Here is an 18,731-nt window from a genome sequence, read left to right as displayed (position 1 = left end):
GTGTTGTAATAGAGTGGGGGGATGCGGCTATTTCATGGCATCAATGGGTTTTTGAAAATGATAAAGAAGTCGTTGAGATATTACCTAAAGGTTACTTGGGGAATTTCCCAGGATTATTGAATTTTGTCTTGGATTTTAACGAGCTAAAAATATTGAGTGAAAACACTGAGGCTAACAGAGACTGGTTTTATCACCTCTCATCTGTGAATGGAATTTATTTAATTCTAGATAAAAAAACTGGTAATCAGTATGTAGGCTCTGCCTACGGTAAGAATGGTATATGGCAGAGATGGTCCGCATATGCGCGAAATGGTCATGGTGGAAATAAATCACTTATGCAGCTGTGCGATAACGACGATAAATACTGTAAGAATTTTCAATTCACAGTCTTACAAACATTACCTAGTAATTTATCATCAACAGAAGTTATTGGTTATGAAGCTTTGTATAAGAAAAAATTAGGTACAAGAGTTTTTGGACTAAATGATAATTAATAAACATTCGAAGAGGGGCCAGCCGACAAGGCTGGCCCCTCTTTTTTCAGGCCGACGGCGCGACAGATTGCCCTACTCGGGCATGGCCGAATCCTCAAGCTCCCCGTCAGACTCGCCGCGGGTGCAGTCGATGATGGAGCGCTTGGGGTTGTTGGGATCACGCAAAAGCAGAGGGGCTGAGCCCTCGTTGTGTTTCTGCTCGTCGCTAAACTCGCTGCCGTAGGCGTTGTGGGTCAAGCGGCGGGCGTTGGCGATGGGGGTATCGACAAAGAGAGCGTGCACTTCGAAGCTGGAGGCCGGCACGATAAAACCGACCACCGGCAAGCCGTGCAGCTCCTCGTGCACCTTGTACCAGGCAAAGCCATCGCTCACCTTGTAGGGGGTGTAGTTGTTGAGCTGCAGATTGGCTGGCCGTCCCGTCTCACCATCGATATAGAGATCGTTAAAATCACAGGTTGCCAGCCCCTGCCACATCCGCTCGAATGGCGTCGCGCAGCCCGTCAGTTGCAACCCGGCCAGCAGCGCCAACCCTGTCTTCCACATTCCCTGCCCCTTCTTGCAAAAAGTGAATCGGCGCTCAGCCAAAGGCCCGCAGCCGCTCGACCAGCAGATCGATAAAGCCTGCCCGATCCAGCCCCAGCAGCACCAGCGCATTGGCTGGTTTGCCGGTCAAACCGTAGCGGTCCACCACCGTCATCCCCACGGTATGCTCACCCAGGGTCTCGATATCGACCCGGCACTCCACGCCATGGAACAGGGCGGGATTGAGCAACCAGGCAATGGTACAGGGGTCGTGCAGCGGCGCGCCAGCAAATCCCCACTTGGGATCCCGATGGTAGATCATGAAAAAATCGAGCAGACCGGCCACACACTGGGCCACCGGATTGGTGATGGCACGCACCCGTTCGATATCCTCGTCCATTACCTGCGCCTCATGGGTCACATCGAGGCCACACATGGTGATGGGGATGCCCGACTTGAAGACCATATCGGCCGCTTCCGGGTCCACATAAATATTGAATTCCGCCGCCGGCGTCCAGTTGCCGGCCCCTGCGGCGCCCCCCATCAGCACGATGCGGGCGATCTTCCCTTTTAGCTCCGGGTGAGCCGCCAGCAGCAGGGCGATATTGGTGAGCGGCCCGGTCGGCACCAGCGTCACGGGCTCCGGGCTCTCGCGCAGACATCTGGCCATCAGCTCGATCCCCGTCATCGCCTGCGGCGCAAAGGCGGGATCCGGCAGTTTGGGGCCATCGAGACCCGATTCGCCATGGACGTTGTCGGCGATGATCAGCTCGCGGGCCAGCGGTTTCGGCGCCCCGGCCGCCACCGGAATATCGTCCCGCCCCAGCAAGGTGAGGATGCGCAGGGCATTGTTGAGGGTCTTGTCCGGGGTCTGGTTGCCCGCGCTGGTGGTGACCGCCAACACCTTCAGTTCAGGACTGGCCAGCGCCAGAATAAGGGCGATGGCATCGTCATGGCCGGGATCACAATCAAGAATAACGGGCAGTGCCATGGAGAGACTCCTTACAACATCAAAGGGAGCCCTACCTTAGCAAGCTCGCGGCGGCTGAACTCGGGAGGGGGTCACAAAATGGTTCCTGATTTTTTTCAATCAGTTACCTTCGTAGTGTCACAGCCGGCCAGCAACAGGGCGCAATGAGGGAATGGTGTGGCGAGCCCATCCGCTACGCCGATTCGCGCCTTATCCGCCACTTGGGTATGATGGCCCCCCGTTTTCTGCCCGTGCCCCCTATGTCCGTTATCGTCGACACCTTTATCGCCCCGCCCTGCGCTGCCGCCATCGAGATCCTGTTCGAGGATGAGCATCTGCTGCTCATCAACAAGCCGAGCGGCCTGCTGAGCCTGTCGGGCAGGAATCCGCAGAACCTCGACTCGGTGCATTATCGACTGGTGCAGGATTACCCCGGCTGCACCCTGGTGCATCGCCTCGATTTTGGTACCTCGGGTCTCATGGTGGTGGCCAGAAACAAGGCCATCAATGCCCTGCTCTGCCAGCAGTTCAGCCAGCGGACTGTGAGCAAGGCCTACAGCGCGCTGCTGTGCGGCCATCTGGCTAACGACGAAGGGCTTATCGACGCCCCCATCGCCAAGGATCCGGCCCTCTTTCCGCTGATGAAGATCTGCGCCGCCAGTGGCAAACCCGCCCGCTCCCGCTATCAGGTGCTTGAGCGGCTGGAGCAGCAGATGCAGGGACAAACCGTGCCTTTGACCCGGGTACGACTGGTGCCGGAGACCGGCCGCACCCATCAGCTACGCATCCACAGCCAGCTGCTGGGCCACCCCATCCTCGGTTGCGATCTCTATGGTGGCCTGCTGCCACCCGGCTGCGCAGAGGCACCGCGGCTGATGCTGCATGCCAGCGAGCTGGATTTTACCCATCCGGTGAGCGGCGAGCCGATGCAGATCCGCTGTGCGCCTCCGTTTTAGAGGCAATGGGTGGGAACAACCAGTGCGAGTGCGACGGGATCAGTGAAAGGCGTGACGGGAGCGGAAAAGCGGTAAACGGCAGATAAAGATAGGGGCCGCGCTTTCGCAACGGCCCCCACCCCCCACTCGGTACTCTTTGTTACAAAGAGGGCTATCAGATCAGCTTGCGGGCAGCGCCCAGTACAATCTTGATGGCATCAGATTCGGTCTTCGCCATGGTCTCGGCGTTCGGGATCTCTTGCTGGGTACGGTTGACGATAACGCCAGCCACCATACCGGCACGCAGGCCCTGGCTGGAGCACATGGTCAGCAGGGTTGCGGACTCCATCTCATAGTTCAGCACGCCCATGGCTTGCCACTCTTTCATGGAACCCTGGAAACGGCTCACTACGCGGCCGGATACGGTGTCGTAACGCTCCTGACCCGGGTAGAAGGTATCGGAGGAGGCAGTCACACCGATGTGCAGCTTGGAGCCCATCTCTTTGGCGGTGTTGACCAGCGCGGTGGTGCAGTCGAAGTCGGCAACAGCCGGGAACTCCATCGGTGCGAAGTGCAGGCTGGCACCGTCGAGGCGCACGGAGCCGGTGGTCACGATCACGTCACCCACGTTCAGGTGCGGCTGGATGGCGCCGGTGGTGCCGATGCGCAGGAAGGTGCGGATACCCAGCTGGGCCAGCTCTTCCACTGCGATGGAGGTGGACGGGCCACCGATACCGGTAGAGCAGATGATCACGGCCTTGCCGTCCATCTCGCCACGCCAGGTAGTGAATTCACGATGGCTGGCCAGGTGTACCGGGTTATCCAACAGCTCTGCGATACGCTTCACACGCTCGGGGTCACCGGGGACGATCGCCAGGGTGGCGCCTTGCAGATCCGCTTTCTTCAAACCCAAGTGAAATACATCAGACATATTGGACTCCTGGTTGCCCCCTGCCAGCATGGTCAGGACGCAAATTAAGATGATTCTTTATGATACTTTCAAGCCTTTACCCCCTCTTCGGGGAGGCGCCAACTATGGTCGAAAGCGCTTTCCAATTCCTTGAAGCGCCTCACACTTCCACGCATTGACAACATCAAAGAGCAGGCAAAACGTTTTCTAACCTGATGAATTAATTGAAAAACGTTTTTCAGGAAATCGGGATGTAACAGGGAAAGTCAAGCCCGGTTCAACGCTTAATTAATGTCCCGTGATCGCCCCCGTAAAGTTGCAAAACAGATGCTTTTGTATCCCCATCAAGATGGTAACGTGGCAGCCAATTACCACTTAATGGCTAACTATAGGGAGTCCATCATGGCTACATTCAAGTTCTATATTCCAGCAATCAACCTGATGGGTGCCGGCTGTCTGCAAGAGGCTGCCGCCGATATCAAGGGTTACGGCTATCGCAAGGCGCTGATCGTCACCGACAAAATCCTCAACCAGATCGGCGTGGTCGCCAAGCTCACCACCCTGCTGGCTGAACATGGCATTGAAAGCGCAGTTTTCGATGAGACCAAACCCAACCCCACTACCAGCAACGTCGAAGCGGGTCTGGCGATGATCAAGGCCAACGGCTGTGACTGCGTCATCTCGCTGGGTGGCGGCTCGCCCCACGACTGCGCCAAGGGCATCGCGCTGGTGGCCGCCAACGGTGGCAACATCAAGGATTACGAAGGGGTGGATCGCTCCGCCAAGCCGCAGCTGCCGCTTATCGCCATCAACACTACCGCCGGTACCGCCTCCGAGATGACCCGCTTCTGCATCATCACCGACGAAGCGCGCCACGTGAAAATGGCCATCATCGACAAGCACGTTACCCCGCTGATGTCGGTCAACGACCCCGAGCTGATGCTGGCCAAGCCGGCCGGTCTCACCGCCGCCACCGGTATGGATGCGCTGACCCACGCCATCGAGGCCTATGTCTCCACCATCGCCACTCCAGTGACCGATGCCAGCGCCGTGATGGCCATCGAGCTGATCGCCAAGCACCTGCGCACCGCCGTCAACCAGGGCGATGACCTGCATGCCCGCGAGCAGATGGCCTATGCCCAGTTCCTGGCCGGCATGGCCTTCAACAACGCAAGCCTCGGCTATGTGCACGCCATGGCCCACCAGCTGGGCGGTTTCTACGACCTGCCCCACGGTGTCTGCAACGCCGTGCTGCTGCCCCACGTTCAGGCGTTCAACGCCCAGGTGAGCGCCGCTCGTCTGAAGGATGTGGCCCGCTACATGGGGGTGGACGTAAGCGCCATGAACGACGAGCAGGGCGCCGCCGCTGCCATTGCCGCCATCAAGCAGCTGGCGCTGGATGTGAAGATCCCGGCCGGGCTGGAGCAGCTCGGCGTCAAGGCTGATGACTTCGATACCCTGGCCAGCAACGCCCTGAAAGATGCCTGCGGCTTCACCAACCCGAAACAGGCAAGCCACGAAGAGATCGTCGCCATCTTCCGCGCCGCCATGTAACGGCTGCCGGATTGCCAGAAAGGGTCGCAGTGCGGCCCTTTTTATTGGCTGATGGATCAATGGCTTTTTACTTCCGTGGAGGGAGTCGGTATGATTTGCCGAGCCAAAAAAGACTGTATGGATGATCTGAACTCGTTATGCGGATGAAACACCTGATTGCCGCGGCCCTGACCGCCCTCACCCTCTCCGGTTGCAGCCTGGTCTATCGTATCGATATTCCCCAAGGCAACTATGTGGAACAAAAACAGGTCGACAAACTGCGCCAGGGGATGACCCGCGAGCAGGTCAGCTATGTACTGGGGACCCCCATGCTGCGTGACGGCTTTGACCCCAACACCTGGTACTACCTCTATGAATTCCAGCCAGGCCACGGCGACAAGGAGCGCAAAGAGCTCACCGTCACCTTCGCCAACGACAGGCTCACCACGGTAACGGGTGACTTCCCGCTGCCAGCGGCATTCCACACCCCGCTCTGATATCTCGCAAAACCGGCCTCGCGCCGGTTTTGTTTTATCCCCCGGCACGCAAGCGCAGATTGCAGAGTGCTGCCGTTTGCCCGATGCTGACACTTCCTACCGGAGCGACACAGGAAGAGAACCATGAGCCGGATCCTGATTGCCGGAGCCAGCGGCCTGATTGGCCGCGAGCTGCTAAAACAGTTGCCCGCCGAACACGAGCTGACCCTGCTCTGCCGCAAGCCGGGCAAGGAGGCACACCACTGGTTGCCGGTCGATTTTGATGATCTGGCCAGCGTCACCCTGCCCCGACCGGTCGATATCGCCTTCTGTGCGCTGGGCACCACCCGCAAGGATGCCGGCTCAGCCGAGGCGTTTCGCCGGGTCGATCTCGACTATGTGATCGCCTTTGCCGAACTGGCCCGCCGCCACGGTTGTCAGCGCCTCATCGTGGTCTCGAGCATGGGGGCCAGTGCCAGCTCACCGGCACTCTATCCACGTACCAAGGGGGAGATGGAACAGGCACTGCTAGTCCAATCCTGGCCGCGGCTCGCCATCGTGCGGCCAGCCATGCTGCTGGGGGATCGCCAACCGCCGCGCCGCTCGGAGCAGATCTTTCAGACCATCTATCCGCTGTTTCGACCGCTGCTGGTGGGCAAGCTCGCCCGCTGGCGCGCCATCGAGGCCAGTCAGGTAGCCCACGCCATGATCGTCCTCTCCCGGCAACCCGCCGGATGCGAGATTGTCGCGAACGAGCAGCTGCTGCGCCTCTGACCACGGCATCTCGAGCTCCCATCAACAACAAGGGCAAGCCGATCGGCTTGCCCTTTTGATACCGGCCTGTCTGGTATCGACTCAAGGCCAGTCAGCTTGTGATTGAACGGCCGCTAACCGCGAATATGGTCGATAAAGGCGTCGATCTGCTCGCGAGTGCAGGCAGGGTTCATAAAGACCGCCTTCTCCCCGGCGATGTAGGAGTATTTGCCGCGGGCGTCATAGTCGGAGTGAGCCACCGCCTCCACCCAGTTGGTGTAGAGCCCGACTTTGCCGCGCCCCTTGAACAGGCTGCGGTGATAGTCGGTGTTGCGCTGCAGCCGCGCCTTGTAGGCGGGATCGCTGGAGCGGGCCAGCTCGAAGGCAAACTCGGCCTCCGGATCGCTCACCCACTCGGGGTTGTAAATCTTGAAGCCGACACTCGGTCCCTGATTCTCCTGCGCTACCAGCTTGACATTGCCCAGCTGGCTTAACCGGAAGCGGAAGTAATTGGCATTTTGCAGGCAGTGGGCCAGCACGATGCGATACCCCTCCACTCCCATATAGTTGAGCGCCGCATAGGCGCCGAACAGGCCGCTCGCGCCGCGGGAGCACTCGATGGTGGATTGCAGGTGGGTCTGACCCTGAATATCCCGCTCGAAGTAGGAGAAGTTCTCCGGATCGTTCTCCATCGCCTTGAGGTCATCCTGCTCCTTAATCATCACCAGACTGGAGGTGTAGGGCACATAACCCCACTTCTGGAAGTCGACAGTGAAGGAGTCGGCATATTTGAGCTCGGCAAAGCGCGCCACGTTGCGCTCGATCCCGGCCAGGGTCGCGGCATTGATGCCAAGCGGGTTGACGGCAAAGTCGTAATCGAGGAAGAAGATCATCGACCAGCCAATGGCGGCATCGACGTGGATATGCGGTTTGACCACCACCTCGAACTGCTCGCAGAGGCGATTGCGCAGCTCAAACACCGGCTTGATCTGATCCACCCCGAAGGTGTCGGTGGTGCCCATAGTGAGCATGATGGCGGGCACCACATGTTTCAGGGCAAAACAGGCGGTCAGGGTGCGTTCGAGATGGTCGAGATCGATGTCGTTGTTCTCGCCCACCTGAATACGGATGGTCTTGTTCTCGATGTCGACCCCGAGCAGGGAGAGGTTGGTGATATTGGAGTAGTGACCGCCCTGGGAGTTGATGATGCGGTAATCCTGATAGTGGCCAAGCCCCTTGTGCTTGGCTTCTGGCAAGCTTTTGCGAATGCCGAGCAGGTAGCCGTAGAGGTTACAGAAGGTCCCCCCCTGGGTGAAGATACCGGTGGCACGCTCGGGGTCATATCCCGCCAGCAGCGCAATCTGGCGCACTACTTTCTTCTCCAGCTCCTCAGCCACTCCGGCATATTCGGAGTAGACCAGATTGGGGTTGGCCAAAATGCCCATCTGGGCGCCGTAGATGGCGGGATCTGCCGACATGGTGACGACATTCTCGACGCTGGAGGGGTTTTCCCAATCCTTCGACAGCGCGGCGGCAAACAGCAGCTCGGCCATCGGCTCGCCCGGAGTGCGCATGGTGGCGGGCACCGGCATGGTCTCGCAGAGATCGGCAAGGCGCGCGCGGCCATCTGGCCAGGCATTCAGGCGGGTATCCGGGGCCAGACCACGGGCACGAAATTCATTGAGGGTGGCAAATCCGGGTTCGCGAAAGACCGGCCAGAGATCTGGATTACGTGAGAAAAAATTGGCTTTAACGCTGGCAAACCGGCTGGCGAACAGAGGGGATACGGCGTTGACGCTTTGGTCTTGAAGATAAACTAAGTCACTCATTTTTATACCATTAGTACAGCAAATGTGCGGCCCTTATACTCCCGGGTCTGGCGCATCAACAGAGACAATAACTAATGGTCTGCCATACTTTTTATTATGTTTTAGCCATAGCAAGGGGCTGAAAAAAGGCGCTTTTTATGCGCCTCTTTATATTTCGTGATCCCGATCACTTCAGCTGTGGTGCCTTCAGCGCAGCGCAGCCAGCAGCCAGTCGGCAAACTCGGTCAACGACTCATTACAGGCCGGGAACTCCCCCTGCCACCCTTGCAAACAGCTGGCGACCGCATCAGGACGATAGGGACAACTCACCAGCAGCTGGGCCAGCCGATCGAAGGGTGCCGGATCCAGGGTGTCGCTGAAAATCTGCGCCCGCACGATACTCCCCTTCTCCACATCAAAGTGCAGCTCCACCCCGCCCCAGCCAAAGCGCTCTTCCAGCAGATGGGTAAAGGCGGGCGCGTGGCCAAAGTTCCACTCCCAGCTGCGCTGATGGGCGAAGGTCTCGGCAAAGCCGGGCAGATCGGGCATCTGCTCCGGGGAGATGTGCTCGGGTTGCACCCGCTCGCCATAGTGTTCAAAAAAGGCGTCGGCCAGCGCACTGCTCACCTGATAGTGGTCAATCCCCGGCAGCAGTTCGCACAGATTGGCCACCCGACCGCGTACCGAGCTGATCCCCTTGGCCGCCAGCTTCTTGGGGTCGGGGTTGAGGTAGTTGGCGAGCCGGCCGAGATCGGCGTCCAGCAGCAGGGTGCCGTGGTGAAACCCGCGATCCAGGGTCTCCCTGTAAGCCGAACCCGATACCTTGCGCTCCCCGTCCGGGGTCGCCACCAGCAAGTCGTTGCGACCGGAGGCAAAGGCCTCGATCCCCAATCGCTTGAGCCCGTCCAGCACGATGGCGGTGGAGACGCTTTTGTCATACTCCGGCTTGCCCGCCATGAAGGTGAAGCAGCTGTTGCCAAGGTCGTGAAACACGGCGCCACCACCGCTGCTGCGGCGAGCCAGCGTCACCCCGTCCTCTTCCATGCGGCGGGTGTTGCACTCCTTCCACGGGTTCTGGGCACGGCCAATCACCACGGTATTGGCGTTGCGCCAGAGGAACAGCACCCGCTGACGGGGATCCATCTGGCGGAAGATGCACTCCTCGACGGCGAGGTTGAAGAGGGGATCGTGAGAGTCGGAGACAAGCAGACGCAAGCGGGACATGAAACAGCCTTATCCGGAACAGGGGGGAACATCATAACACCAGAGCTCGCCAACCGGGCGACGAGGCTGATTTAACCATCAACAAACAACCGGAATACATATTTCCCTCATGTGGAAAACATCGCAGAAGTATCGCGTGATATGACGACACAGGCTGACGCTTTCCCGACAAAAAGCGGCAATTTAAACGAAGATTCGGAGGAAAAAACGGCATGATAATGGCTAAAATGCAGCCATTTTCGCAAGCCATATGACTCCGTGATGGGGCAGACAAGTTGTGAAAACAGACTTCGCAGGCAATTAGTGTGATGAAAAATACAAAAACAAATTCTTATACCGCTACTGCCCTGCTCCGCTAGCCTTTTTCCCCTATTGCAGGTTACAAAAAATTGTTTGACTCTAGCTCTGATACCGCCTCCCGAGAGACACCCTGTATGACGGAGCTCGAACCCTCCCCACGCTGTACGCTCTGGTTCCTGCCCATGCTGGCCAGCTGGATGTTCTCTGCGCTTGCAAGCGTGCCGCTGAAGGCCGAAGAACAGGTGACGCTCCAGCTCTCCTGGCAGCATCAGTTCCAGTTTGCCGGTTACTACGCCGCCATCGCCAAGGGCTACTACCGTGAGGCCGGACTCAACGTCACACTGCGTGAGGCCGCGCCCCACACCGATGTGGTCAAAGCAGTGACCAGTGGCGAGGCGCAGTTTGGCATCAGCGGCAGCGACTTGCTGCTGGCCCGCTCCGCCGGCAAACCGGTGGTGGTGCTGGCCGCCATGCTGCAGCACTCTCCCCTGCTGCTGTTGACGCTCGATCGCCCCGATATCCGCAATGCCGCCGATCTCGCCGGCAAGCGGCTGATGCTGGAACCCGGCTCCGGCGAGCTGCTCACCTATCTCAGCAAACATATTCCCGCCCGGACGTGGCAGATCCTCCCCTATGACAACGGCGTCGAGGCGCTGCTCTCCGGCAAGGTGGATGCCATCAGTGCCTACAGCACCACGGAGCCCTTCTACCTGCAGCAAAAGGAGATCCCCTATCGGGTCTTCAGTCCCCGCAGCGCCAACAGCGACTTTTACGCCGACAACCTCTTTACCTCCGAACGGGAGCTGGCTGCCCGCCCCGGCCGGGTCTTTGCCTTTCGTCAGGCGAGCCTGCGCGGCTGGCGCTATGCCATGGATAATCCGGAGGAGATGATCGACTGGATCATGGAGCACTATCCGAGTCGCGCCGGGCGCGAGCCAAGCGGGGCCGGGCGCGAGCAGCTCACCTTTGAAGCGCGCGAGACCCGCTCGCTGATGCAGCCCGACTTTGTCGAACCTGGCTATATGCAGCCGGAGCGCTGGCAGCAGATCGCCAATATCTATCGGGAGGCAGGCCTGCTCGCCTCCGACATCAGCCTCGATCGCTTTCTCTACAATCCGGCCAAGGAGCGGCTGCGCCAGCAGCGGCAACTGCTCGACAAGAGCGTGGCCATCGCCATGCTGATCACCTTTACCCTGCTGATCCTGCTCGGCATCTTCCTCCACCTCTACCTGCGTCTGCGTCAGGAGTCGAGCGACCGCCAGCGCCTCACCCGCGAGCTGGCCCAGAGCGAGCAGCACTACCGCTTCGTGGCGGAGAACAGCGCCGACGTGATCTGGACCATGGATACCGCCAGCCTGCGCTTTCGCTACATCAGCCCCGCCATCCAGCCGCTGAGCGGTTACAACGCGAGCGAGCTGTTCGCCCTGCCGTTCAAGAGACTGCTGCCCGATGCCGCGCGCATAAAACTCAAGGAGGAGATCACTGCCACCCTCGCCGCCTGGTATCGCGGTGAACATGAACAGACCCGCAGCGTCATTCGCACCGATCTGCGCCACAAGGATGGCCATCTGGTAGCCACCGAGACCATCACCACCCTGCACGGCAACGAGCAGGGAGAGCCAGAAGCCATTCTGGGGGTAACCCGCGACATCACCGAGCGGGCCGCCCGCGAGGAGATGATGCGCCGCCTCGCCTTCTACGATCCCCTGACCGGTCTACCTAACCGCCGCCTGCTGCAGCAACGGCTGAAAGAGGCGCTGGAGCACAACGCCGACCAGTCTTTGGCTTTGATGTTCATCGATCTCGATCACTTCAAGCCGATCAACGACACCTTCGGCCATGAGACCGGCGATGTGCTGCTCAATATGGTGGCCAAGCGGATGCGCTACTGCGTGCGGGAGCATGATCTGGTGGCACGCCTTGGCGGCGACGAATTTGTTATCCTGCTGCCCGACACCAGCGACGAGGCGCTGACCATCGCCGACCACCTCCACCACAGCCTGCGTCACCCCTTCAGGATGAGCGACGAGCAGGAGCTGCGCATCTCCAGCAGTATCGGGATCGCTCTCTATCCGGAGCACGGCGAGGATGCCAAAACCCTGATGCACCACGCGGATCAGGCGATGTATCAGGCGAAAAACCGCGGCCGGGTCTGCCTCTATACCGCCGGGCTCGACCCCGCGCAGGGCTCGCTGGTGTGGCAGGGCAGCCACGAGTGCGGCCATCCCCGCATCGATGCCGAACATCGCCAGCTCTTTGTGCTCACCAACCGGCTGCTGGAGCGGATGAAGGATCATGAGGCCCATCCCGCCCTCTATCTGGAAAGTCTGGAGAACCTGTTCGAGATGGCACACCACCACTTCACCTTCGAGGAGAGCCTGCTGGCCGAGCTTGATTACGCCGAGCTCGAGACCCACCGTCAGGACCACCAGCAACTGCTGCACAAGGCGGCCCAGCTGATGAACACCGCCCGCGCTGGCACCCTCGGCAACGACGAGCTGCTCAATTTCATCATTCAGGAGCTGGTTGTCGGCCATATGAGTCAGGCTGACCGGCGCTACTTCCCGCTGCTTAAGGGACGCTGACTCAGCGCCCCAGCCACCTGAACGTGTGAAACGAAAAGGGCCACCGAGGTGGCCCTTCTGTCATTGTGCGCCCGGCTCGTCTGCCGTGCTCACGGCTCCACGGTGCGACATCAGGCTGTAGTAGAGCAGCGGGATCACCACCAGAGTGAGCAGGGTGGAGACCAGGATCCCGAAAATCAGACTGATGGCCAGTCCGTTGAAGATGGGATCATCGAGGATAAACAGGGCCCCGATCATCGCCGCCAGCGCCGTCAGCATGATGGGTTTGGCCCGCACCTGCACCGCTTCGATCACCGCCTGCTCGAACGCCACTCCGGCGCTGCGCTGCTGTTCGATAAAGTCCACCAGCAGGATGCTGTTACGTACGATGATCCCGGCCAGGGCGATCATCCCGATCATCGAGGTGGCGGTAAACTGAGCCCCCAGCAGGGCGTGGCCCGGCATCACCCCGATGAGGGTGAGCGGAATGGGAGCCATGATGATAAGCGGCACCAGATAGGAGCGGAACTGGGCCACCACCAGCAGATAGATGAGGATCATCCCCACCCCGTAGGCGATACCCATGTCGCGGAAGGTCTCGTAGGTAATCTTCCACTCCCCGTCCCACAACAGCGCCACCTCCCCCAGTTTGTCGGGCTGCTGCACGTAATACTGGGGCAGATCGATATCGGCGCCAGCGCTAAACATGCCGTAGAGCGGGCTGTCGGTATGGCCGCCCATGTCGGCCACCACCATCACCATGGGGCGCATATTCTTGTGCATGATATAGCTGGGGGCCACCTCATCACGACGACTCACCAGCTCGGAGACCCGCACCAGCTGGCCGCTCTGGCTGCGCACCTTGAGGGCCAGCACACCCGCCAGATCCCGTTTGTCACCGGGAGCCAGTTCGATGCGGATCGGCACCGGATACTTGGCGCCATGCCCCTGCAGCCAGCTGGCATCCTGATAACCCACCCCGCCATTGAGGGTGTTCACCAGATCTCCGATATCAACCCCGAGCAGGGCCGCCTTGCTGCGATCCACCACCAGCCGCCACTTGGGCTGCGGGTCGGTCAGATAGATATCCACGACCACCAGATCCGCCGTGGCCACAAAGCGGGCCTGTACGGCGCGAGCGGCCGCTTCGCGGGCAGCAGGTGTCGGGCCATAGATCTCGGCAACGATGGGGGACCAGACCGGCGGGCCGGGGGGCACTTCCACCACCTTGAGGTTGCCCCCCGCCGCACCGGCAATGGCCTGCAACGGTGCCCGAACCGACCGGGCAATCTGGTGACTGCTGCGATGGCGCTCATGCTTGTCCACCAGATTGACCTGAATATCCCCCACGTTGGCGCCGCTGCGGATAAAGTAGTGGCGCACCAAGCCGTTGAAGTTGATGGGGGCGGCGGTACCGGCGTAGATCTGGTAATCCTTCACCTCGGGTACCTTGGCAAGCTCCCGCCCGACCGCCAGCAGGGTGCGCTCGGTCTGCTCCAGCGTCGCCCCCTCAGGCATGTCGAGCACCAGCTGAAATTCCGATTTGTTGTCAAAGGGGAGCATCTTGAGCACCACCCACTGCACCACCGGCATGGCGGTGGCGGCCCCGACCAGCAGCAACACCACCAGCCAGAGCTTGCGTCTGGCACGCTGGGCGCCGTCACCGATCAGGAAGGGGGTCATCAGCCGGTGAAAGAGACCAGCCTTGGCCTCGCCGTGGGCACCGTGCACCTCGTCCTTGAGCAAATGGCTCGCCAGCCAGGGGGAGAAGATAAAAGCCACCAACAGGGAGATAAGCATCCCCATGCTGGCATTGATGGGGATAGGGCTCATATAAGGACCCATCAGGCCACTGACAAAGGCCATCGGCAGCAGAGCCGCAATCACAGTCAGGGTCGCCAGTATGGTCGGCCCCCCCACTTCGTCCACCGCCCCCGGAATAAGATCCTTTAGCGCCCCCTTGCCCAAGCCGCGATGGCGGTGGATGTTCTCCACCACCACGATGGCGTCATCCACCAGAATGCCGATGGAGAAGATCAGCGCAAACAGCGACACCCGGTTGAGGGTAAAACCCCACGCCCAGCTGGCAAACAGAGTCAGCGCCAGGGTGATAACGATGGCAACGCCAACCACCAGCGCCTCGCGCCAGCCCATGCTCACCAGTACCAGCACCACCACCGCCGTGGTGGCAAAAATCAGCTTGCCGATGAGGGTGTTGGATTTGGTCTCGGCGGTGACGCCGTAGTCCCGGGTCACCGTCACCTCGACCTCAGCCGGAATAAGCCGATTTTTGAGACTCTCGACCCGCGCCTCCAACCGCTTGGCCACATCGACCGCGTTCTGGCCCGGCTGCTTGCCGATGGCCAGGGTCACCGCCGGATAACTGGCCTGCCCCTGCCCCATCCAGCTGCGCTTGGTCGGGGTCTCCTGACCTAAAAAAACCTTGGCCACCTCCCCCAGATAGACCGGCTTGCCGTTGTGCAGCCCCACCACCAGCTCGCGTGCCTCCTGCTCGCTTTGCAGGAACTGACCCACCTGCACCTTGATCTCACGGTTGTCCTGCTCGATGGCCTGTGTCGGGCCCACCTGATTGGCGGCCGCAAGTCGCTGACTCAGCTCGCCCCAGCTGATGCCATGGGCGCTGAGTGCCGCCGGATCCGGCATCACCCGCAACACAGCGTTCTGGCTGCCCAGCGTGTAGATATCGCGGGTACCGGGAATGCGCTTGAGTTCGGTCTCCAGCTCATGGGCAACCCGGGTCAGTTCTGGGGCGCCCAGTTGCTTGCTCCCCTCTTTGTTCCACTCTTTGCTCCATAAGGTCAAACTGACGATGGGGACATCGTCGATCCCCCGGGGTTTTACCAGCGGCTGGCCGACCCCGATCCCCTGTGGCAACCAGTCACGGTGGGAGTCGAGCTGGTTGTTGAGATCGACGATAGCCTGCTCGCGGCTCACCCCCACCTTGAACACCACCACCAGCAGGGCGCCATCGGGTTGGGAAAAAGAGTAGAGGGTATCGATCCCCTTTATCTGGGAGACCACCTGCTCGGCAGGGGTGGTGACGAGAGAGGCCACTTCAGCCGGCGTGGCTCCCGGGAAGGGGATATAGACATCGGCGAAGGTGACATCGATCTGCGGCTCCTCCTCCTTGGGGGTCACCAGCACCGCAAACAGGCCGAGCAGCAACCCCACCAGCGCCAGCAGCGGGGTGATGGCCGAGCCCTGAAACAGCGCCGCCAGCCGACCGGCAGGCCCCAGCCTCTCCCTGTTGCCGTTCAGGTCGCTACTCATGGGCCACCTCCTGCTGCTGCGCCCAGGCATCGGGGGCCAGCTTGTCACCGGCTTGCAGCCCGGCCAGGATCTCGCACTGCCCCGCCAAGCAGTGGCCAACCCGCACCGGCGTCAGCGCCCAGCCAGCGGGCAGCTGCAGATAGACGCCGTTGAACTCCCCTTGCCGCAGCAGGGCGCGATCCGGCACCTGCAACACCTGACGCTCACCCTGCTTGAGCTGCACCTTGAGCCACATGCCGGGCAATACCCCGGCGGTTTGCGGCGGCAAGTCGAAGCGCAACCTGAACGCGTGGCTCTGGCTGTCGGCATAGTTGAAGCGAGTCAGTTTGACCGGGGTAACAGGCTTGCCATCGGGCAACAGCACCTGCACATCCGCTGGCTCACGAGCAAGCATCAGGGCGGATTGGGGCAACTCCACCTCCACCCGCAAGGTGTCGAGGGAGAAGCCGGAGAGCAGTGGGGTACCGGGGACAACGGTCTCCCCCAGCTCCACCAGCCGTTTGGTTACCACCCCGGCGTAAGGGGCCAGAATGCGGGTATAGCCGTAGGCCTCGCGGGCCTGAGTAAGGGCCGCATCGGCCGCATTGACCTCGGCGCGGGCGGCGCGATCGGAAGCCTCGGCATTATCAAGCTGGGCGCGGGTGATCACCCCCTTGGCAATCAGCGCCTGAAAGCGGGCGAGCTGGCGCTCTGCTTCCACCTGCTGGGCCTGCGCCCGGGCCAACCGCGCCTGCGCACCCGTGACGGCGGCAAACTGCTCCTTGCCGCTGATCTCCAGCAGCGGTTGCCCCGCCTGCACCTGATCATTCACATCCACCAGCATGCGGGAGACCCGGCCACTGGTTTGGGCCGCCACCGTCCCCTGATTGATGGCACTGACGGTGCCATCCAGCGTCAGCCAGTCGGTCACCGGCTGTGGTGCCACAATCAGGGGCGCATCGCCATTCGCCTCGGCAGACCATGTCATCGGAGAGACAAGAGCGGAGGTCACAGCCAGCATGGCGGCCCCCAGCAAGCGGATCTGTTCCATGATATTCCTCCTTCCCCGACACCAGGGGCAATCCATTCAGGCAGAGCGGGGGTGGCAGCGCTTCTCCCGCACCTTCACCAAAACCCGATCAACAAGCAAAATCCCGGCCACCATGGCCGCAATAAACAACAGTATCATGGGCTGGCCACTGGAAATGAGACTCAAGGCGGGCCCAGGACAGATGCCCACCAGCCCCCAGCCGATACCGAACAGCGCAGCACCACCGACCAGATTGCGATCCAGCTTTACGGCAGGTACGGCCGCGATGGGCTCGCCCAACACACTCTGGCGGCGGGGTTTCACCAGCAGGAAGTAACCCGGCATAAAGACCAGCAAAGCCCCTCCCATCACGAAGGCAAGGCTGGGATCCCAGGCCCCTGCCAGATCGAGAAAACCGGTGACCCGGGCGGGATCCACCATGCCGGAGATGGCCATCCCCAGTCCGAACAGCAGGCCCGCAAACAAACTTGTCAGCAACTTCATGGCAATCAGCCCCTTACAGCAGATGATGAGTAACGAAGACGGTGATGAAACCTGCCGCCATAAAGGTGAGGGTGGCGACAATGGAGCGCACAGAGAGCCGCCCCATGCCACAGATGCCGTGGCCGCTGGTGCAGCCATTGCCAAGACGGGTACCGACCCCGACCAGCAGACCGGCCAGCACCACCACAGGCCAACCGGGCAAGGTGGTGAATGCGGGCATGGTGGCCCAACCCAGGGTCAACGCCAACCAGGCGCCAGCACCCAACCCCAGCAGAAATAGCACCCGCCACGGCGCACGGTGTTGCAACGCACCTGCCAGAATGCCGCTGATACCGGCAACCCGGCCGTTGAACAACATCAGGATCAGGGCCGACAGCCCTGCCAGCATGCCGCCGCCCAAGGAGAGCAGCCATTGGCTTTCCATCATCAAGATTCCTTATTTTCTGAGTGACAAAAATGGGTTTGCAGCGCCCCCAGCACATCGGCAGCCGCCTCGCTCACCAACGAGTAGTAGATCTGCTGGGAGACCTTGCGCGAACGAATAAGGCCGTAGCGCTTCAATACCGACAGTTGCTGGGAGAAGGCCGACTGCCCCAGCTGGCTGTGGGCCAGCAGCTCCCCGACTCCCTTCTCCCCCTCCACCAGCTGGCAGAGCACCAGCAGGCGTTCAGGATGAGCCAACGCCTTGAGCAGGGAGGCGGCTGCTGTCGCGTGTCTGTTCATCTGGTCGAATTGGCTCATAAGCGTAAATTAGCAACTTCTGATATTTGGTTTCATTGTATAAATGGATACTAAATTAGCAACATCTAAATTGAATAAGGGGAGACTGATGACAGTAGATAACGGAGTCAGAATCGTCGCGGGTTGCATGTTGCTGCTCTCGTTGATCCTTACCGCCTGGGTCCATCCGGGCTTTGTCTGGTTGAGCGCATTTGTCGGGGTCAACCTGATCCAGAGCGCCTTCACCGGTTTCTGCCCGGCAGCCATCATCCTGAGGCGACTTGGGTTTAAATAAGCGGGCTTGATCGGAGTTGGATGGGTCATGTCAGCCGTCTGTTAGCTCCAGCGCAAGATCTGGCCAGCAGCATAAAGGCGGCTCGACAGCCGCGCAGGGCCGTCAAGCGGTAGTGGTGACGCGAGAGATAAAATTTGTTTCAGGATGTTTCCGCCACTGGCTCGGGGTTTACCCTCTGCGTCAGCTCGGCTATCATTCGAGCCTCTTATCAATAGCGGAGACCATCAGTGGGCAACTCATCAAGTGACAGTTGTAGACCGGCCCTGTCAGCCGGTACCAAGGTCGCGAGCTAGCCGCAGGTCTTTCTCTGCCGCATGCTCGCTGCCCTGCGAGAAGCGGAAATCCACTCCCCTCTTCTCTTTTTACACTTGACGTCTGGCGACCATTGGCCAAAAGCCATGGCCGTCATGCCTGCATAGTTTC

Annotated in this window: 17 protein-coding genes; 7 read left to right on the top strand and 10 right to left on the bottom strand. The window is 60.3% G+C overall.

Features of this window, described 5'->3' with window-relative positions:
- Positions 1-494: GIY-YIG nuclease family protein (locus LG31_RS20795; RefSeq protein WP_161785966.1), on the top strand; the 494-nt coding region annotated here is incomplete at its 5' end.
- 72 nt (positions 495-566) lie between these two features.
- Here LG31_RS20795 and LG31_RS0105570 read toward each other — a convergent pair.
- Both LG31_RS0105570 and rihA read right to left on the bottom strand, forming a co-directional pair.
- Complete coding sequence (locus tag LG31_RS0105570; RefSeq protein ID WP_033113507.1) at positions 567-1,037, bottom strand: hypothetical protein; 471 nt, start codon at positions 1,035-1,037, stop codon at positions 567-569.
- Positions 1,038-1,071: 34 nt separating this feature from the next.
- Positions 1,072-2,007 carry a pyrimidine-specific ribonucleoside hydrolase RihA gene (gene rihA / locus LG31_RS0105565; RefSeq protein WP_033113506.1) on the bottom strand — a complete coding sequence of 312 codons (936 nt, stop codon included), beginning with the start codon at positions 2,005-2,007 and terminating at the stop codon, positions 1,072-1,074.
- A gap of 239 nt (positions 2,008-2,246) precedes the next feature.
- On the opposite strand from rihA, the gene LG31_RS0105560 reads away from it, so the two are divergent.
- Complete coding sequence (locus LG31_RS0105560; protein ID WP_152598311.1) at positions 2,247-2,942, top strand: RluA family pseudouridine synthase; 696 nt, start codon at positions 2,247-2,249, stop codon at positions 2,940-2,942.
- Positions 2,943-3,096: 154 nt separating this feature from the next.
- Here LG31_RS0105560 and udp read toward each other — a convergent pair whose 3' ends face one another.
- Positions 3,097-3,852 carry a uridine phosphorylase gene (udp, locus tag LG31_RS0105555; protein ID WP_005337975.1) on the bottom strand — a complete coding sequence of 252 codons (756 nt, stop codon included), beginning with the start codon at positions 3,850-3,852 and terminating at the stop codon, positions 3,097-3,099.
- Positions 3,853-4,233: 381 nt separating this feature from the next.
- Here udp and yiaY point away from each other — a divergent pair, with 381 nt between their 5' ends.
- The 3 genes from yiaY (at position 4,234) to LG31_RS0105540 (ending at position 6,614) form a co-directional block, all read left to right on the top strand.
- Positions 4,234-5,385, top strand: a complete 1,152-nt coding sequence (gene yiaY / locus LG31_RS0105550; protein WP_033113505.1) for an L-threonine dehydrogenase — start codon at positions 4,234-4,236, stop codon at positions 5,383-5,385.
- Between the two features lie 137 nt (positions 5,386-5,522).
- Positions 5,523-5,861 carry an outer membrane protein assembly factor BamE gene (gene bamE / locus LG31_RS0105545; RefSeq protein WP_033113504.1) on the top strand — a complete coding sequence of 113 codons (339 nt, stop codon included), beginning with the start codon at positions 5,523-5,525 and terminating at the stop codon, positions 5,859-5,861.
- A 123-nt stretch (positions 5,862-5,984) separates the two neighbouring features.
- Positions 5,985-6,614, top strand: a complete 630-nt coding sequence (locus tag LG31_RS0105540) for an NAD(P)H-binding protein (protein WP_033113503.1) — start codon at positions 5,985-5,987, stop codon at positions 6,612-6,614.
- Between the two features lie 113 nt (positions 6,615-6,727).
- Here LG31_RS0105540 and LG31_RS0105535 read toward each other — a convergent pair whose 3' ends face one another.
- A complete protein-coding gene (locus tag LG31_RS0105535; protein WP_033113502.1) occupies positions 6,728-8,422 on the bottom strand; it encodes a pyridoxal phosphate-dependent decarboxylase family protein in 1,695 nt (564 codons plus the stop codon).
- Positions 8,423-8,608: 186 nt separating this feature from the next.
- Complete coding sequence (locus tag LG31_RS0105530) at positions 8,609-9,625, bottom strand: lipoate--protein ligase (protein WP_033113501.1); 1,017 nt, start codon at positions 9,623-9,625, stop codon at positions 8,609-8,611.
- 434 nt (positions 9,626-10,059) lie between these two features.
- Between LG31_RS0105530 and LG31_RS0105525 the strand changes: the two genes are divergently transcribed.
- Entirely contained in the window at positions 10,060-12,510 is a 2,451-nt protein-coding gene (locus LG31_RS0105525) for a diguanylate cyclase domain-containing protein (protein ID WP_033113500.1), read from the top strand.
- A 60-nt stretch (positions 12,511-12,570) separates the two neighbouring features.
- On the opposite strand, the gene LG31_RS0105520 is transcribed toward LG31_RS0105525, so the two are convergent.
- Genes LG31_RS0105520 through LG31_RS0105500 form a run of 5 tightly spaced genes read right to left on the bottom strand, consistent with a single transcriptional unit; the run spans position 12,571 to position 18,034 of the window.
- Positions 12,571-15,780, bottom strand: coding sequence for an efflux RND transporter permease subunit (locus LG31_RS0105520; protein ID WP_033113499.1), 3,210 nt, complete (start codon positions 15,778-15,780; stop codon positions 12,571-12,573).
- Entirely contained in the window at positions 15,773-16,810 is a 1,038-nt protein-coding gene (locus LG31_RS0105515) for an efflux RND transporter periplasmic adaptor subunit (protein WP_033113498.1), read from the bottom strand. The genes LG31_RS0105520 and LG31_RS0105515 overlap by 8 nt, the downstream gene beginning before the upstream one ends.
- A 36-nt stretch (positions 16,811-16,846) precedes the next feature.
- Positions 16,847-17,293 carry a YeeE/YedE family protein gene (locus LG31_RS0105510; RefSeq protein WP_033113497.1) on the bottom strand — a complete coding sequence of 149 codons (447 nt, stop codon included), beginning with the start codon at positions 17,291-17,293 and terminating at the stop codon, positions 16,847-16,849.
- Between the two features lie 13 nt (positions 17,294-17,306).
- Complete coding sequence (locus tag LG31_RS0105505) at positions 17,307-17,720, bottom strand: YeeE/YedE family protein (protein WP_033113496.1); 414 nt, start codon at positions 17,718-17,720, stop codon at positions 17,307-17,309.
- A complete protein-coding gene (locus tag LG31_RS0105500; protein ID WP_033113495.1) occupies positions 17,720-18,034 on the bottom strand; it encodes an ArsR/SmtB family transcription factor in 315 nt (104 codons plus the stop codon). Before LG31_RS0105500 ends, LG31_RS0105505 begins: the two co-directional genes overlap by 1 nt.
- An 88-nt stretch (positions 18,035-18,122) precedes the next feature.
- On the opposite strand from LG31_RS0105500, the gene LG31_RS0105495 reads away from it, so the two are divergent.
- Entirely contained in the window at positions 18,123-18,308 is a 186-nt protein-coding gene (locus LG31_RS0105495; protein ID WP_033113494.1) for a YgaP family membrane protein, read from the top strand.
- The last annotated feature ends 423 nt before the right edge of the window (positions 18,309-18,731 follow it).

It is taken from the genome of Aeromonas lacus (genome assembly GCF_000764665.1).
Lineage (GTDB): Bacteria > Pseudomonadota > Gammaproteobacteria > Enterobacterales > Aeromonadaceae > Aeromonas > Aeromonas lacus.
Note: the sequence above shows the minus strand (reverse complement) of the source record. Positions and strands in the feature narration are given on the sequence as shown.

What these genes read in the sequence shown, in the direction of transcription:
- LG31_RS0105570 (WP_033113507.1), bottom strand. Translation starts at nt 1,037, where the DNA reads ATGTGGAAGACAGGGTTGGCGCTGCTGGCCGGGTTGCAACTGACGGGC.
- rihA (WP_033113506.1), bottom strand. Translation starts at nt 2,007, where the DNA reads ATGGCACTGCCCGTTATTCTTGATTGTGATCCCGGCCATGACGATGCC.
- LG31_RS0105560 (WP_152598311.1), top strand. Translation starts at nt 2,247, where the DNA reads ATGTCCGTTATCGTCGACACCTTTATCGCCCCGCCCTGCGCTGCCGCC.
- udp (WP_005337975.1), bottom strand. Translation starts at nt 3,852, where the DNA reads ATGTCTGATGTATTTCACTTGGGTTTGAAGAAAGCGGATCTGCAAGGC.
- yiaY (WP_033113505.1), top strand. Translation starts at nt 4,234, where the DNA reads ATGGCTACATTCAAGTTCTATATTCCAGCAATCAACCTGATGGGTGCC.
- bamE (WP_033113504.1), top strand. Translation starts at nt 5,523, where the DNA reads ATGCGGATGAAACACCTGATTGCCGCGGCCCTGACCGCCCTCACCCTC.
- LG31_RS0105540 (WP_033113503.1), top strand. Translation starts at nt 5,985, where the DNA reads ATGAGCCGGATCCTGATTGCCGGAGCCAGCGGCCTGATTGGCCGCGAG.
- LG31_RS0105535 (WP_033113502.1), bottom strand. Translation starts at nt 8,422, where the DNA reads ATGAGTGACTTAGTTTATCTTCAAGACCAAAGCGTCAACGCCGTATCC.
- LG31_RS0105530 (WP_033113501.1), bottom strand. Translation starts at nt 9,625, where the DNA reads ATGTCCCGCTTGCGTCTGCTTGTCTCCGACTCTCACGATCCCCTCTTC.
- LG31_RS0105525 (WP_033113500.1), top strand. Translation starts at nt 10,060, where the DNA reads ATGACGGAGCTCGAACCCTCCCCACGCTGTACGCTCTGGTTCCTGCCC.
- LG31_RS0105520 (WP_033113499.1), bottom strand. Translation starts at nt 15,780, where the DNA reads ATGAGTAGCGACCTGAACGGCAACAGGGAGAGGCTGGGGCCTGCCGGT.
- LG31_RS0105515 (WP_033113498.1), bottom strand. Translation starts at nt 16,810, where the DNA reads ATGGAACAGATCCGCTTGCTGGGGGCCGCCATGCTGGCTGTGACCTCC.
- LG31_RS0105510 (WP_033113497.1), bottom strand. Translation starts at nt 17,293, where the DNA reads ATGAAGTTGCTGACAAGTTTGTTTGCGGGCCTGCTGTTCGGACTGGGG.
- LG31_RS0105505 (WP_033113496.1), bottom strand. Translation starts at nt 17,720, where the DNA reads ATGATGGAAAGCCAATGGCTGCTCTCCTTGGGCGGCGGCATGCTGGCA.
- LG31_RS0105500 (WP_033113495.1), bottom strand. Translation starts at nt 18,034, where the DNA reads ATGAGCCAATTCGACCAGATGAACAGACACGCGACAGCAGCCGCCTCC.
- LG31_RS0105495 (WP_033113494.1), top strand. Translation starts at nt 18,123, where the DNA reads ATGACAGTAGATAACGGAGTCAGAATCGTCGCGGGTTGCATGTTGCTG.